Genomic DNA, 16197 nt, shown 5'->3' on the forward strand with positions numbered 1-16197 from the left:
GCATCTTCGGCAGCGCCGCGAGATAGGAAGCTTCCGCCACCGTGAGCTCGTTCACCGACTTGTCGAAATAGACCAGCGAGGCGGCGGCGATGCCGTAGGCGCCAAGGCCGAGATAGATCTCGTTCAGATACAGTTCGAGGATCTTGTCCTTCGAATAGGTCTTCTCGATCCGCATCGCCAGCAAGGCTTCCTTGATCTTGCGCGCGAACGAGACCTCGTTGGTCAGCAGGAAATTCTTGGCGACCTGCTGGGTGATGGTGGAGGCGCCCTGCGGGCGGCGGTTGGAGCCGAAATTCTGCAAGTACAGCAGGCCCGCGCGCGCCATGCCGGTGTAGTCGATGCCGCCATGCTCGTAGAAATTCTTGTCCTCGGCAGCGAGGAAGGCGTTGATCACGAGCTTGGGCACCGCCTGGATCGGCAGGTACAGCCGCCGCTCCTTGGCGTATTCGCCGAGCAGCGAGCCGTCGACCGCATGGACGCGGGTCATCACCGGCGGCTCGTAATCCTGAAGCTGAGAGTAGTCGGGCAAGTCCCTGGAGAAATGCCAGATCAGGCCTGCCACGGCCCCGACACCGACAAGGAACAACACGGTTCCCGCGGTGAACAGGAAGCCTGTGAACCGCACAAGCAAACGCATGACGTGATTACCCGTCCAATCTCAGGATCAGCCCAAAGCACCCCAACGGGTGCCATCCTCACGTCGCGAACTCACCGGCCTACGCCACGCCATCAATGCCGGACCGAAACACGCTCGCCGAACGGGATTCTCTTCCATTCCGGAACCCCCTGCGCCGTTTCTATAAGGCGCCCGCTGTGGCCAAACTAGGGCTTAACAGCCGAGGCGTTCCCTTCTCAATTGCCGGCCCCCGCCGTCGCCATCCGCTTGGCCAGGAACGTATCGATCGCCTGGGCCATCGAGCTCACGGCCTTCGACCGCCAGCCCTCGGACACGAGGTGCTCGAGATCGCCCTTGTTCGAGACATAGCCGATCTCGACCAGCACCGACGGCACATCCGGCGCTTTTAGCACCCGGAAGCCGGCCGACTTCAGGGGATGCTTGTGCATCCGCACGGTCGACTTCATTTCGCCCATCAGCAGATGGGCAAAACGGTTTGAAAATGTGCGGGTTTCCCGCTGCGTGAGGTCGATCAGGATGTCGGCGACGTCGGTCGGCTCTTCCGCCAGATTGAAGCCGGCGATCGCATCGGCGCGGTTCTCGGCGTCGGCCAGCCGCTGCGCCTCGGCGTCGGACGCCTTGTCTGAAAGCGTATAGATGGTGGCGCCCTGGGCATCGCCCTCGGCCTTCGGCAGCGCATCGGCGTGGATCGACACGAACAGCGCAGCCTTCAGATTACGAGCCACTTTGGGCCGGTCATTGAGCGGAATGAAGGTGTCGTCGTCCCGCGTCATCACCACCCGGTATTTGCCTGACTTTTCCAACCGGTCGCGCAATGCAAGGCCGAAGGCGAGGACGAGGTTCTTCTCGCTCTCGCCGCTCGACTGGGTGCCGTTGTCGATGCCGCCATGGCCGGGATCGATGACGACGACCGGACGGCCGTCGGAAGCCGTCCCCGGCTTCTGCGGCGCCGGGTCGGGGGCGGCAGGAACGCTCGCCGGCGGGACCGCAGCGATGGTCGGCCGCAGCTCGGGCCGATTGTCAGGCGGTGGCGTCTGCACGAAGGCGGCGCGGTCGACCTCCTCCAACTCGAGCACCAGCCGGGCCGGCTGGCCATTGGCCGCCTCCAGCACGTAGGAATTGGTGATCTTGGCCGGCCCGGCCAGGTCGAACACGATTCGGGAGCCGCCGGGCATCACCAGTCCATAGCGGAAGGCCTTGACCAGCCCTCGCCCGGCGCCGGTTCCCGGTGCCAGCTGAAAATTCACTTGGGGAACGTCAACCACCACCCGATAGGGATCGGCGAGTGTCGTGGCGCGAAAGCTGACGGTCTGGTCGAGGTCGAGAATGAAGCGGGTCTGCTTGCTGTCACCGGCCAGGCGCGCAGCCGTCGCAACAGGAAAATTCGCCGCGGCAACAGAGAGTTGCGACGGGCTCTCGGCCGCGCTCAGGCGGGAGGAATCGGCGCACGGCAATGCTGCGGCGCACAACAACGCACATCCCAGCAAAACCCTTTGATTTGCGCGGCTCGCCACCGATTCCGTGCCTCCGAGCAGCCCTTTTAACGCAATAGAACCACAGGGTTAATCGATCCTTAATGACACTCACGCGAAACTCTTGGACTGTGACCGGCGTGCGACGCTCCCTTGCACCGATGCCCCATTCCTCGTATGTACGGAGTGCTGACGGCCGATATTTCCGGTTGTGTCGCATTCAGCCTCCCGGTGCAGCGCCGGAACGCCCAAGGTTTGGGAATTCCAGCGTTTTCCGTTCCCCCTCTAAGACCAGCGCGGTGCGCGGCAGCGAGATGGAACGGGGCAAAGCTCCGGCGGCGGACAGTTTCCGGTTACCACTGTGTTTCCGGGACAGTTCTGACAGCGACGTAACCCGTTACCCGGTCCCTTGATCCCAAGGGGGCGGTTCATCATCCCCAAGGCGAGCGCACTCGCGCCGAGCCTGGCCAGCGGCAACTGATTGAGGGGCGGCCCCGCCGCCCAATGTTTCATACGGGCCGACGCTTGATGCGCCAGACTGTGCCTACGAATTCTGAAGGACCTTTCGCGACGCTGCGGAGTGAAAATCCCGCGCGCCGCTTCAGTCCTGAAGCTTCCGGTTCGGCAAGGCGCGAGAGACGGCGTTTCGGCCTTCCCCTCACCCCCGAATCAGGTGGACCGTCGCGTCACCCGGCAGCGCTCTTCGCGCCCACGGTGAACCGCGCCCGCCGCCGCCAAGAGTTAAGACATGCCCAACAAGATGTTGATCGATGCCACCCACCCGGAAGAGACCCGGGTCGTCGTGGTCCGCGGCAATCGCGTCGAAGAGTTTGACTTCGAGACCGCGCAACGCAAGCAACTGCGCGGGAATATCTACCTCGCCAAGGTCACCAGGGTCGAACCCTCGCTCCAGGCCGCCTTCGTTGAATATGGCGGCAACCGCCACGGCTTCCTCGCTTTCAGCGAAATCCATCCCGACTATTATCAGATCCCGGTCGCCGACCGGCAGGCGCTGATCGAGGCCGAGGAACAGGCCCATCGCGAAGCCGAGGAAGAGAGCGAGAACCGCTCCCACGGCCGCCGCCGCTCGCGCCATCGCAACGCTCGCCGCCGTGGTCATGGCGAGCGCGTCCGCAGCGACATCGTCGAAGGTCTCGACGCCGGCGCCGATCCAGCCGCCCAGCCGGTCGAGGGTCAGTCCCTGCCCGAGCACGCTGAGGGCTCGACCCATGAAGGCGAGCACCTGCACGCCGATGCCGAGCATCACGACGAGCTCGAGGGGCACGACGATCATCATGACCATGATCACGACGATCACGGGCATGACGATCATGAGCACGATGATCACGGCCACCATGATCATTCTCATGCCCATGACGACGACCAAGCGCATGATCATGACGACCATGGTCATGAGCATGCGCATGATCATCATGACCACGAGCATCATGCCGACGAAGCACCGGCGCCCGTCGCAGCGGTAGGCGCCGAACCCGCGGTTGCGACCGAAACGGTTGCCGAGCCTCACGAAGCTCCCGCCTTCGAAGCGCATGGCGACGCGTTTGCCGAAATCGTGACCTCGGCCCCCGAACCGGCCGATGCCGTTTACGCTGCCGGTGAAACGGTCGACGCGCCCCATGGCGAGGCTGCGGAAGCTGCCGGTGACGACGACGAGGACGATGAAGACGGCGAGGAAGCCGAGGAGGAAGTCGTCGAGTCCGTCGGCGGCGACGACGTGCTGGAGGAGGTGCCGGAGCGTACCTTCCGCCCGCGCCGCCAGTACAAGATCCAGGAAGTCATCAAGCGCCGCCAGGTGATGCTGGTCCAGGTCGTCAAGGAAGAGCGCGGCAACAAGGGCGCGGCGCTGACGACCTATCTGTCGCTCGCCGGGCGCTACGCCGTGTTGATGCCGAACACCGCCCGCGGCGGCGGCATCAGCCGCAAGATCACCTCGGCGCAGGATCGTTCACGTCTGAAGGAAGTGGTGCAGGATCTCGACGTGCCCGAGGGCATGGGCATTATCCTGCGCACCGCAGGTGCCGCCCGCACCAAGCCCGAGATCAAGCGCGACTTCGAGTACCTGATCCGGATGTGGGAGACGGTGCGCGATCTGACGCTGAAGTCGCAGGCCCCGACGCTGGTCTACGAGGAAGGCTCGCTGATCAAGCGCTCGCTGCGCGACCTCTACAACAAGGAGATCGACGAGATTCAGGTGGCGGGCGAAGCCGGCTACCGCGAAGCGCGCGACTTCATGAAGATGCTGATGCCCGCCAATGTCAGCGCAGTGAAGCAATATCGCGACGGCCAGCCGCTGTTTTCGCGGATGGGCGTGGAGAGCCAGCTCGATGCGATGTTCTCGCCGACCGTGCAGTTGCGCTCCGGCGGCTACATCGTGATCAACCAGACGGAGGCGCTGGTCTCGATCGACGTCAACTCCGGACGATCGACCCGCGAGCACCATATCGAGGACACTGCGCTCAAGACCAATCTGGAAGCGGCCGAAGAGGTCGCCCGCCAGCTCCGCCTGCGCGACCTCGCCGGCCTGATCGTCATCGACTTCATCGACATGGACGAGAAGCGCAACAACCGTGCGGTCGAGCGCAAGCTGTCAGATTGCCTCAGGCAGGACCGGGCGCGCATCCAGGTCGGACGGATCTCGCATTTCGGCCTGCTCGAGATGTCGCGCCAGCGCATCCGCGCCAGCGTGCTCGAGAGCTCGACCGATCCCTGCCCGCATTGCGGCGGCACCGGCCATGTCCGCTCGGTGTCCTCCGTGGCGCTGCAGCTCTTGCGCGGCCTCGAAGAGATCCTGATGAAGGGTGCGACCCACAATCTCGTGGTCCGCACCCGCACCGACGTGGCGCTCTATGTACTCAACCACAAGCGCGGCCATCTGCGCGATCTCGAAAACGGCTTCAAGGTCACGCTATCGGTGATCGCCGATCCCAGCGTCTCGGGACCGCAGGCCTATCTGATCGATCGCGGCGAGCAGGTGCACACGCTCGAAGCCGCCAAGGCATTGCTGGCGGCACAGGCGGCCGCAAGCCCGCCACCGCTGGCCGAAGAGGCCTATGAGGACGAGGACGGTTTCGACCTCGAGACCGAATCCGAAGTCGAGACCGATGAGACTGAGGGTCTCAGCGAGGAGCAGGCGTCCGGTGACGCCGCATCCGAAGGGGACGGTCAGCGCCGCAAGCGCCGCCGCCGTCGCCGGGGTCGCGGCGGTCAGCGCGACGGTGAGCTTCGCGAGGACAGCCCAGCCACGCTGCCCGAGGCAGCCATGGCCGCTGGCGAAGGCGAAGAGGAAGTCGAGTCCGAGCAGGACGGCGAGGACAGCGAGGAGCAGGCCGCTCGTGGCGAGCAGCAGAGCGGAGACGCGCGCCGCCGCCGGCGCGGCCGTCGGGGTGGGCGTCGCCGGCGCGGCGGCAGCGAGGAAGGTCTCGCCGGATCCATCAGTGACGAACTCGGTGGCAATCCGCCGCCGGAAGCAACCGACGCAGTGGCCGATTTCGATGGCGCCTCTGGCGGCGAATCTGCTCCGTCGATCGCGCATTCGGAGCATATCGCCCCGGTTGAAACGTCGCAGCCCGAGCCTCGGTCATCAGTTCAAACGCCGGTCCAACCTGCGCCGACTGCTGCTGCGGTCGCGGAGGAAGAGCCCGCCGCCGACGAGAAGGCGGCACGACGCCGCTCCACCGTGCGCGAGAAGGTGAGCTTCCTGACGAACAGCCCGAGCGAGCCGGCAGCACCGGTCGCGGCCACGCCGGAGCCGGTTGCGCCGCCCGTCCCCGAGCCCGCGCCGGAACCGGCAACCGAGACGCCGGCGGCCCCGCGTCGCGCCGGCTGGTGGTCGCGCCGTTTCGGCGGCGGCGAATAGGACGAGCCCCCAACATCGAAACGCCCGGCCTGGCCGGGCGTTTTTCGTTTCAGCCCATCGACTGCTACGGCGGCAGCTCGTCATCACCGAGCGGCGCAGCCTCGCGCGAAGCGATCTGGCGAAGCTGATCGTAGAGATCTGGCGCCTCGCTGGTGCACAGACAGACGCCCTTGGCGGACGGCGCCTCGCCGGCATTGAGGTAGGCGTGGCCCATGGTGCTATCGAGGTAAATCCCGTCGCCCTCGCCCAGGATTTCCGGCGCATAGAACTCGGTGTGAACCGCGACGCGTCCGCTCGTCACCAGAAAATACTCTTCGCCGGCATGGCGCAGCAACGGGCCGAACTCGTCCAGCGAGCGCGCGCGGACCTCGGCCATGATCGGCACCATGCGTTTGCCGATCAGGTCGGTGCATTGATACGTGTAAGTATAGAACTTCGTATTGATCAGCTGGCCCTGCCCGGCCCGGCTGATGCTCCGCCGCGCCGTGACCGGCCGGCCCTGCACGGGCGCTGCGACCGCCGGGTTGAACAGCTCGGCGATCTCCATCTTCAGGCCTGAGGTGAGCTGGAGCAGCTTGTCGTAGGTCAGGGACATCAGGCCATTCTCGACCTTCGAGAGGGTCGAGAGCGCCATGCCCGTCCGTTCAGCAACCTGCTTCAGCGTCAGGCCACGTGCCTGGCGGGCGGCCTTGAGGCTTTGGCCGAGCTGGGAATTGGCCCCCTCAGCCGCTGTGATCTCGCTCATGGAGTAATCCTACCACGGCGATGGAAAAATTTGTTGGTCTATCCGCCTAATTTTTTCAGCCAATACGATCATTTGCAGCGGGTTTGGCGGGCTCCTAGGCAGGCAAGCCAGGATTTGTGCACGAAACGCCCTGATCTGACGAATATTGGTGCGCGAACCCTGATTTCCGATATGCTAAATCGTTTTCATATTCTGAAAGGGATTGGCGTGGCCGAACTTTGCGACACTGATGCTGTTGAGCTGCGCCGCCTGCTGACCGCACGCGCAGTGTCGCCGGTCGAACTGCTCGACGCCTGCCTGTCGCGCATCGCCGCGACCAATGCCGCCGTCAACGCCGTCGTCACGCTCGACGAGCCCGGCGCACGCGCCGCGGCCAAGCAAGCCGAGACGGCAATCCTGCGCGGCGAGGATCGCGGCGCCCTGCACGGGCTCCCGGTCCTGATCAAGGACACGCAAGACACCGCCGGGATGCGCTCCACCTATGGCAGCCCGCTGCTTCGCGACAACGTCCCCGCCGGCGACCAAGGGTCGGTCGCGCGCCTGCGCGCGGCCGGCGCCATCATCTTCGGCAAGACCAACACGCCGGAATGGGCGGCCGGTGGCAACACCCGCAATCCCGTGTTCGGCGCGACCGGCAATCCGTTCGATCCCATGCGCTCGGCGGCCGGCTCATCCGGCGGCTCGGCGGTTGCGCTCGCCTGCGGCATGGCCCCGCTTGCTTCGGGCTCCGACACCGGCGGCTCCTTGCGCAATCCGGCCGGCTTCTCCGGCATCGTCGGCATGCGTCCGTCCTACGGACTCGTCGCCAGCGAAAAGCGCATCTTTGGCTGGTCGAACCTGTCGACCGACGGACCGATGGCATGCAACGTGGCCGACACCGCGCTGATGCTGTCGGTGATGGCGAGTGACGATGCCCGCGATCCGCTGGCCTACACCCTGCCCGGCGAACCGTTGCGCGCGCGCGCCGAGCGCTGGGCCGCGCCGCGCCCCGCGGACCTCGGCAAGCTGCGTCTCGCCTTCACCGAGGATTTTGGTTTCGCCCCGACCGAGCAGGCGATCCGCCGCGTCTTCCGCCATCGCGTGAGCAAGCTCGCGCCGCTGTTCGCCGAGAGCCGCGAAGCCACACCGGACTGCACCGGCGCTGACGAAGCCTTCGCCGTGCTGCGCGCCGGCATGTTCCTGGCGACCCATGGCAAGAACTACAAGGAGCGTCCCGAGATGCTCGGCCCCAATGTCCGCGCCAACGTCGAGGAAGGCCTCGGCTATTCGCTCGAAGACCACGCCCGCGCGGCTACGATCCAGACGCGGATCTATCGCGCTTACCAGGCTTTCTTCGCCAATTGCGACGTGCTGATCAGTCCGACCATCACGCTCAGCCCGCGCCCGTGGTCAGAACTCTATCCCGCCGAGATCGACGGCGTGCCGACCAAATCCTACTTCCACTGGCTCGCGCTCGCCTACGCCGTGACGCTTCCGGGCCACCCCGCGATCAGCCTTCCGCTCGGCCTCGATGAGGCCGGTCTGCCGTTCGGCCTCCAGATCGTCGGCCCGCGCGGCGGCGACGCCATCGTGCTGTCGGTCGCTGCGAGCCTCGAGGCTGCGTTCGCGAACGATCCAGAACTGTGCCGGCCAGTGCCCGATCTCGCACGGCTCGCCGCCGCGCCGCCGCTGGCGGCCGCGCCCGGCTTCCTCGCCTGGGAATAGAGCCTCGAAACCAACCAAGCAGGCATGAGCGCCGGGTCGCCGGCATCGCGGAGATCAGCATGGCCGAATTGTCGAACCGCAAGACCGGAATCGTCGCCTTCGTCCTGCTCTATCTCGCTTATTGCATCTCCTATATCGACCGCGCCGCGATCTCGCTGGCGCTGGCGCAGATCGGCAAGGATTTCAATCTGCAGGCTGCCGATCTCGGCATCGTCATCAGCGCGTTCTTCCTCGGCTATGCCGCGATGCAGGTGCCCGGCGGCTGGCTCTCCGACCGCTTCGGCTCGAAATATGTCGTCATCGTCACCATCGTGATGTGGTCGCTGTTCACCGCGTTCACGAGCCTTGCCTGGTCACTGACCTCGCTCATCGCGATCCGCTTCATCTTCGGCATCGCCGAGGGCGGCTTTCCCCCGGCAAGCATTCGCGCCATCGCGGAGCTGTTCAACAAGGACAACCGGCCCAAGATGTCGGCGCTGCTGCTGTCGTCGAATTATGCCGGCAGCATGGTCGCACCGCTGATCATGGCGCCGCTGATCCTGTGGCTGGGCTGGCGTCACGCCTTTAACGCCATCGGCATTGCCGGTGTCCTGTTCGCGGTGGTCTATTTTGTCTTCGTTCCGCATCTTTCGCGTATTGGGGTGGGGCCCGCGACGGCAAAGCCACGCGCGCCGATGCGCGAGCTCATGAAGAACCCGCTGCTGTGGCAGCTGATGGTGGTGTGGTTCGGGCTCAGTTGCGTCAACAAGGGTCTGGATTCCTGGATGCCGCTCTACCTGCTGCAGCAGCGCGGGCTTGACCTGAAGACCGTCGGCGTGGTGGCGCCAATCCCGTTCGTGATGGCGACGATCGCAACTGCGATGGGCGGCTGGGTGATGACGACGTTCTTTGCCGAGCGCGAAAAATATCTCCTGATCGGCAGCTCCGCGTTGACCGGCATCTTCCTCTACGCCATGTACAAGGCGGAGACGATTACCGTGCTGATCGTCTATCAGTCGCTGGTCTATTTCTTCAAATCCTTCGTGCTGGCCTCGGTGATTGCGCTTCCGACCAAACTGCTCCGCGACGACCAGATCGGCTCGGGCGTCGGCATGGTCAATCTCGGCGGCCACAGTGCGGGCTTCGTCGCACCGGCGGCCATTGGCTTCATCGTGACCGGGTCAGGATCGTTCGATGCGGCCTTCGGCTTTCTGGTCGCAATGACAGCGATGTCGGTCGTCGTCGCCGCGACCATCAACACGGCGCAACCCAAGCTCACGCCGCAGCCGGCCTGACAGGAGAGTTCTGCTGATGCACAGCGCAATCATTCTCGGCGGCGGCATGGTGGGTGTGGGCGCCGCGGTCCACCTGCGACAACGCGGCTGGACGGTCACCCTGGTCGACCGCAGAGAGCCTGGCCGCGAGACCAGCTATGGCAATGCCGGCATGATCCAGGCTGAGGCGGTGCGGCCCTATCCGATGCCGCGCGACCTCACCTCGCTCCTGAACATCGCGACCGGCCGCACCAATGACGTGCGCTACAGCTTTTCATCGTTGCATCGCCACATCGAGCCCCTGCTCCGCTACTGGTGGCACTCGGCACCGAAGCGGCATCGCGAAGCGATCGCGGCCTGGGCCCGCCTGATCGCCTATGCGACACCAGAGCACGATATCCTGATCCGCGAGGCCCATGCCGACAATCTGATCCGCCGCGCCGGTTATCGCGTCGTGTTTCGCGATGCCGCCGCGCTCGACCATTCGATCAAGGACGCTGAAGCAGACCGCCGCGAGTTCGGCGTCAATTTCCGCGTGCTCTCGGGCAGCGAATTGACAAAAGCCGAGCCGATCCTGCGCGACGACCTTCCCGGCGCGATCCATTGGCTCGACACCTGGACCGTGTCCGATCCCGGCGCACTGGTGACAGCCTATGCCGATCTGTTCGAGCGCCTCGGCGGCAACATCGTGCTCGGCGATGCGCAGTCGCTGCAGCAGACCGCGACCGGATGGTCGGTCGAGACCGACAATGGCCGCATCGATGCGGCCAACGCGGTCGTCACGCTGGGGCCATGGTCACCGGATCTCCTGCACAAATTCGGCTACCGGATCCCGCTGGTGCGCAAGCGCGGCTACCACATGCACTACAGCGGCGGCGCCTCGCTCGATCTGCCGCTGGTCGACAAGGGCCGGGGCTACGCCATGGGGCCGATGGCCAAGGGCGTCCGCATCACGACAGGCGCGGAGCTGACAGGACCCGATGCGCTGGCAACGCCAGTGCAGCTGGCCAGTGCCGAAGCCTCCGCGCGCGAGTTGATCGATCTCGGCAAGCGCGCCGAGCCGGAGCCGTGGTTCGGCACCCGTCCCTGCACGCCCGACATGGTGCCCGTGCTCGGACGCGCGCCGCGCCATCCCGGGCTCTGGATGAACTTCGGCCACGGCCACCAGGGCTTCACGCTCGGCCCCGCCACCGGACGCCTGCTGGCGGAGATGATGAACGGCGAGACGCCGTCAATCGATCCGACGCCCTACCGGCCGGAGCGGTTTTAGGCGTCCTGCTTGGCCAGCGCCTCCCTGATGCGCTGGGCATCCGCTGCTGTCGCCGGGTTGTAGACCACCATGCCGAGATCGGGCCTTCCGTCGACCGCGAAGCCCGAATATTCGAACGCGATCGGACCGAGCACGGGATGGCGCAGATGCTTGACGCCCTCGGCGTGGGAGCGGACGTCGTTGTCGGCCCACAGCTTCGCAAATTCGGGACTGTCGCGACAGAGTTCGCTGACGAAGTCGGCGACATGCGAGACCGCACCGGCACGGGCCGCATCGGCGCGGAATGCCGCGACCACGAAGCGGGCGACGCTGTTCCAATCATGTTGTGCGGCCCGCACCTGTGGCTCGCAGAAGATCATGCGCAGGATGTTGCGTCGCTCGGGCGCAAGCTTCGAGTAGTCAGTCAGCACGATCGTGGCAGCCCGATTCCAGGCGACGACGTCCCACGTCACGGTCCTGATGATGGCGGGGCTGATCTCGAGCGCATCGAGCACGCGCTGCAGCCGCGGCGAGACACCCTCGCTTGCCTGGTAGCGGACCTCAGGTGGACGGCCGAGACCGATCAGGAACAGATGCTCGCGCTCGACGTCGGTCAGCATCAGCGCACGAGCGATCCGGTCGAGCACGTCGGCTGACGGCGCACCGCCCCGCCCCTGCTCCAGCCAAGTGTACCAGGTCGGGCTGATATTGGCCCGCTGCGCCACCTCCTCGCGCCGCAGCCCCGGCGTGCGCCGACGGCTGCCGCCAAAGCCGAAAGCTGCGGCATCGAGCCGGATACGTCGGTCCTTCAAATAGGTCCCGAGCAGATTCTCGCTGGCCGTCTCGCTCATCCTGTTAATTATTATACCCTGATAATGTCACTACTTTACCCGGATAATCCTAGCGCAGATGCTTCTCTCCACCAACACTGGAGACCTGCTCATGCGTGTATTCGTCACTGGCGCCACCGGCTTCGTCGGCTCTGCCGTCGTTGCCGACCTGATCGCCGCCGGCCACAGCATCGTCGGCCTTGCGAGGTCGGACGCGGGCGCGGCCGCCCTCACCGCGATGGGCGCCAAGGTGCATCGCGGCTCGCTGGAGGACCACGCGTCCTTGCGCAGCGGCGCAGCCACATCCGACGGCGTGCTGCATCTCGGCTTCAACCACGACTTCTCCAAATTCGCCGAGAATTGCGAGCTCGACCGCCTCGCCATCCTGGCGCTCGGCGAGGAGCTCAAGGGATCCGACCGACCGCTCATCGTCACATCAGGCGTGGCATTGCTCGCACCTGGACGCCTCGCGACCGAGGACGACGCGGCGGCGCGTCATTTCCCCCGAGTCTCGGAAGCAACGGCCGAAGATCTCGCGGAGCAAGGCGTCCGCGCCGGCATCGTGCGGCTGCCGCCCACGACCCATGGTGAAGGTGACCACGGCTTTGTGCCGCGCCTGATCGCGATCGCGCGCGAGAAAGGTGCGGCTGCCTATATCGGCAACGGCAGCAACCGCTGGCCGGCCGCGCATCGCCTCGATGCCGCCCGGGTCTATCGCCTCGCGCTCGAGCAAGGCGCATCGGCCCGCCGCTATCATGCGATCGCCGAGGAAGGTGTGCCCTTCAAAGCGATTGCGGAAGTGATCGGCAAAAGGCTCGGCGTGCCCGTTGTCTCGAAATCGCCTGACGACGCCGAAGCGCATTTCGGCTGGTTCGGGCGCTTTGCAGCCGTCGACGTGCCGACCTCGAGCGCGAAGACACGGGCGGCGCTCGGCTGGACGCCGAAAGAAAAAGGGCTGATCGAGGATCTCGACCAGCCCTATTACTTCAAGGTTTGACAGCCCGCTTCGCGCTGCCAAATCCGAATCAGTCTGTCGTGATCGCCGTTTCCATGTCGGTCGGATCGATCTGCCGGCTCAGCCGTGCATTGAGCTTGTCGCGATCGAGCTCGCCCTCCCACCAGGCGACGATCACGCAGGCGACACCGTTGCCGCAGAGATTGGTCAGCGCGCGGCACTCGCTCATGAACTTGTCGATGCCGAGCACGATCGCCATGCCCGGCACGAGCCGCGGATCGACCACCGCGAGCGTTGCCGCCAGCGTGATGAAGCCGGCACCAGTAATGCCGGACGCTCCCTTCGAGGTCAGCATCGCCACGACCAGGATGGTGAGCTGCTGGCCGAAGGTGAGATCGAAGCCGAGCGCCTGCGCAATGAACAGGGTCGCCAACGTCATGTAGATGTTGGTGCCGTCCAGGTTGAACGAATAGCCCGTGGGCACCACGAGGCCGACCACCGACTTCGAACAGCCGAGCCGTTCCAGCTTCTCCATCAAGGACGGCAGCGCGCTCTCGGAGGACGAGGTGCCGAGCACGATCAGCAGCTCGTCCTTGATGTAGGCCAGGAACTTGAAGATCGAGAAGCCGGCGAGCCGTGCGATGATGCCGAGCACCACGAAGACGAACAACGCCGCGGTCAGGTAGAACGTCGCGATCAGTCCGATCAGATTGAGGATCGCGCCGGTGCCGAACTTGCCGATGGTATAGGCCATCGCGCCGAAGGCGCCGATCGGCGCCGCGCGCATCACGATCGAGATCACGCCGAACACCGCATGCGCGGCATCGTCGATGAAGCTGCGGATGGTGTGGCCGCGCTCGCCGAGGCTCATGATCGCGAAGCCGAACAGCACCGAGAACAACAGCACCTGGAGGATCTCGCCCTGCGCGAACGCGCCGACCACCGTGTCGGGAATGATGTGGAGGATGAAGTCGACCGACTTCTGGCCCTCGGCCTGCTTTGCGTAATTGGCAACCGCCTGCGCGTTGGCTGCCGCACTGCCGAAGCCGGCGCCGGGCTTGACGAGGTTGCCGATGATGAGGCCGATCACCAGCGCGAAGGTGGAGACGATCTCGAAATAGACCAGCGCCTTGACGCCAATGCGCCCGACCTTCTTGGCATCCTGGATGTGGGCGATGCCGGAGACGACGGTGCAGAAGATGATCGGAGCGATCACCATCTTGATCAGCTTGACGAAGCCGTCGCCGAGGGCCTTGATCCAGTCGTTGGTGGCAACGGACGGCCAGAACGAGCCGACGATCGCACCGAGCACAATGGCGATCAGGACCTGGGCGTAGAGAATTTTGTACCACGGCTTGGCCGCAGCAGGCGCGGCCGGCGTCCCGGCCATCGTTGTCGTTGTCATTTGTTTCACTCCCCCTCAAACACAGAGCCAGCCAAGATCAACTTGGCCGGCCCTGTCAATTGGAACATTCCGTATGGTGAAATCTAGCCGCGGCGGTCAACGATCCGGCGCACCGCCGGCATCAATGCAGCGCCGAGCGCATTCTTGACCACCGAGGCGGCGATGAACGGCACAACGCCGACCATCCAGGCCTTGGTCGCGCCGAGGCCGATGCCGTAGGCCAGCCAGCAGAAGCCGGCCACGAAGATCACCAAATGTCCGATCGCCATCGCCGCAAAAAGCAGCATCACGTTGCGATCCCAGCCCCGTTCGGCGAACCAACCGATGACCAGGGCGGCGAGCACGAAGCCGTAGAGATAACCGGCGGTCGGACCGACCAGCGGTGCAATGCCACCGATCGGGCCGGCGAACACCGGCAGCCCCATCGCGCCTTCGGCGAGGTAAGCCACCATGGTTGCGCTGCCAAGGCGCCAGCCGTAGGCGGCACCGATCATCAGCACGACCAGCGTCTGCAATGTCATGGGCACATAAGGCAGCGGCAGGTTCACCTTGGCCGACAGCGCCATCAGCGCCGAGCCGAGAGCGATCAGCACGGCGGCGCGCCAATGGCCGACGGTCTCGCCCGGTCGGGCCGGCCACATCACGGCGGCGAGAGGAGAATGCGTGGCGGCGGGCTGGATGGTTCGATCAGACAAGATGCACTCCCAAAGTGTCGCGAAAACTGGCGGCTATTTAAGCCAGTGAGCGATCCGGTCAACCGCCTCCCGCATCTCCTCGGCCGAACGTGCGTAGGAGAAGCGGATGAACGAGCGGCCATGGATCGGATCGAAATCGAGCCCGGGCGTTGCAGCAACATGCGCCTGCTCCAGCATCTTCTTGGCGAAGTCGAAACTGTCCGACGTGAAGTCCGAAACGTCGGCATAGAGATAGAATGCGCCATCCGCCGGCAGGAACTTCGCCAGGCCCGCCCCGGGCAATCCCTCGATCAAGATGCGCCGGTTTTCCTGATAGCCGTGCTTGATGTCTTCCATCTCGGCCGCACCGTCGAAGGCGGCCTCTGCCGCGATCTGCGACAGCGACGGCACCGAGATCGACAGGTTCTGCTGCAGCCGTTCGATCGGACGCACCAGGATGTCAGGCACGACCATCCAGCCGATACGCCAGCCCGTCATGCAGAAATACTTCGAGAACGAGTTGATCACGACTGCGTGCTCGGACAGCGCGGCCGCCGTCACCGCCGGGAATGCGTAATCGAGCCCGTGATAGATCTCGTCGGAGATGAAGCGGATGCCGGCGTCTTCCGCCGCGGCGATCAAGCCGGCGAGCGCCTCCCTGGACATCATGGTCCCGGTCGGATTGGCGGGACTGCCGACCAGCACACCCTTCAGCGGCGCCTTGCGGTGGGCAGCCAGCAGCGCCTCGCCGGTCAGCGCGTGGCGGGTGTCGTTGGTGGTCTCGATCAGCACCGGCTCGCAGCCGAGCGCCGTGAGGATATGGCGGTACGGCGGATAGCCCGGCACCGTCACCGCGACGCGATCGCCGGGCTCGAACATCGACAGGAAGGCCAGGATGAATCCGCCAGAGGAACCCGTGGTCACCACGATCCGATCAGGGCTGACCGTGCAGCCATAGGCATCGCGATAATGGCGCGCGATGCGCTCGCGCAAGGAGGGGATGCCGAGCGCCGACGTATAGTCGATCCGCCCCGTTGCGAGCGCGGCCTGCGCCGCCGCGATCGCGGTCTTCGGGGCCCCCGCCGCGGGCTGGCCCACCTCCATATGGATGACATGTCCGCCGGCGGCCTCGATCCGGGCCGCGGCCGCCATCACATCCATCACCATGAACGGTGGAACATCACTGCGGCGGGAGGGTTCGAGCCACTGCCCCACCCGGTTCCTCAATGTCGCATCGTGCATCGATTTCTGCTATTTCGCTGGCGGAACGGTCCGTTCGGTCCGGAAAACAGGGCGCTTGCGCCCCAGACTAGCCGCATTATACGGCTCATAAGGGCATATCGCGTATCCGGTCCGCCGCCAATCGCCAAAACCAAGCACAAGACTGCATCCAAAG

At 65.2% G+C, this 16197-nt stretch carries 12 protein-coding genes; 5 read left to right on the plus strand and 7 right to left on the minus strand.

The window, feature by feature from the left end; translation table 11 throughout:
- Positions 1-637, minus strand: a 637-nt coding sequence (locus G8O24_RS01530) for a transglycosylase domain-containing protein (RefSeq protein WP_188095815.1), incomplete at its 3' end; no start/stop codon positions are given.
- Positions 638-852: 215 nt separating this feature from the next.
- Entirely contained in the window at positions 853-2151 is a 1299-nt protein-coding gene (locus G8O24_RS01535; RefSeq protein WP_188095817.1) for an N-acetylmuramoyl-L-alanine amidase, read from the minus strand.
- Positions 2152-2857: 706 nt separating this feature from the next.
- On the opposite strand from G8O24_RS01535, the gene G8O24_RS01540 reads away from it, so the two are divergent.
- On the plus strand, positions 2858-5986 hold the full coding sequence (locus G8O24_RS01540) for an Rne/Rng family ribonuclease (RefSeq protein WP_188095819.1): 3129 nt from the start codon (positions 2858-2860) through the stop codon (positions 5984-5986).
- A 64-nt stretch (positions 5987-6050) separates the two neighbouring features.
- Here the strand turns inward: G8O24_RS01540 and G8O24_RS01545 are convergent, their stop codons facing one another.
- Complete coding sequence (locus G8O24_RS01545) at positions 6051-6731, minus strand: helix-turn-helix domain-containing protein (RefSeq protein ID WP_188095821.1); 681 nt, start codon at positions 6729-6731, stop codon at positions 6051-6053.
- Between the two features lie 207 nt (positions 6732-6938).
- Between G8O24_RS01545 and G8O24_RS01550 the strand changes: the two genes are divergently transcribed.
- Genes G8O24_RS01550 through G8O24_RS01560 form a run of 3 tightly spaced genes read left to right on the plus strand, consistent with a single transcriptional unit; the run spans position 6939 to position 10958 of the window.
- Positions 6939-8435 carry an amidase gene (locus tag G8O24_RS01550; protein WP_188095823.1) on the plus strand — a complete coding sequence of 499 codons (1497 nt, stop codon included), beginning with the start codon at positions 6939-6941 and terminating at the stop codon, positions 8433-8435.
- Between the two features lie 59 nt (positions 8436-8494).
- Entirely contained in the window at positions 8495-9709 is a 1215-nt protein-coding gene (locus G8O24_RS01555; RefSeq protein ID WP_188095825.1) for an MFS transporter, read from the plus strand.
- A gap of 16 nt (positions 9710-9725) precedes the next feature.
- Positions 9726-10958: an NAD(P)/FAD-dependent oxidoreductase gene (locus G8O24_RS01560; RefSeq protein ID WP_188095827.1), complete on the plus strand. Its 1233-nt coding sequence runs from the start codon at positions 9726-9728 to the stop codon at positions 10956-10958.
- On the opposite strand, the gene G8O24_RS01565 is transcribed toward G8O24_RS01560, so the two are convergent.
- On the minus strand, positions 10955-11788 hold the full coding sequence (locus tag G8O24_RS01565; protein ID WP_188095829.1) for a helix-turn-helix transcriptional regulator: 834 nt from the start codon (positions 11786-11788) through the stop codon (positions 10955-10957). The genes G8O24_RS01560 and G8O24_RS01565 overlap by 4 nt on opposite strands.
- Before the next feature lie 91 nt (positions 11789-11879).
- On the opposite strand from G8O24_RS01565, the gene G8O24_RS01570 reads away from it, so the two are divergent.
- Positions 11880-12764: an SDR family oxidoreductase gene (locus G8O24_RS01570; protein ID WP_188095831.1), complete on the plus strand. Its 885-nt coding sequence runs from the start codon at positions 11880-11882 to the stop codon at positions 12762-12764.
- A gap of 28 nt (positions 12765-12792) precedes the next feature.
- Here the strand turns inward: G8O24_RS01570 and G8O24_RS01575 are convergent, their stop codons facing one another.
- From G8O24_RS01575 to G8O24_RS01585, 3 genes are all read right to left on the minus strand, one after another.
- Positions 12793-14127: a dicarboxylate/amino acid:cation symporter gene (locus G8O24_RS01575; RefSeq protein ID WP_188095833.1), complete on the minus strand. Its 1335-nt coding sequence runs from the start codon at positions 14125-14127 to the stop codon at positions 12793-12795.
- A gap of 83 nt (positions 14128-14210) precedes the next feature.
- Entirely contained in the window at positions 14211-14768 is a 558-nt protein-coding gene (locus G8O24_RS01580) for a biotin transporter BioY (protein WP_188096166.1), read from the minus strand.
- Between the two features lie 87 nt (positions 14769-14855).
- Positions 14856-16043: a pyridoxal phosphate-dependent aminotransferase gene (locus G8O24_RS01585; RefSeq protein ID WP_188095835.1), complete on the minus strand. Its 1188-nt coding sequence runs from the start codon at positions 16041-16043 to the stop codon at positions 14856-14858.
- Positions 16044-16197: the final 154 nt, after the last annotated feature.

Origin of the sequence: Bradyrhizobium campsiandrae (genome assembly GCF_014529705.1) — a bacterium.
GTDB lineage: Bacteria > Pseudomonadota > Alphaproteobacteria > Rhizobiales > Xanthobacteraceae > Bradyrhizobium > Bradyrhizobium campsiandrae.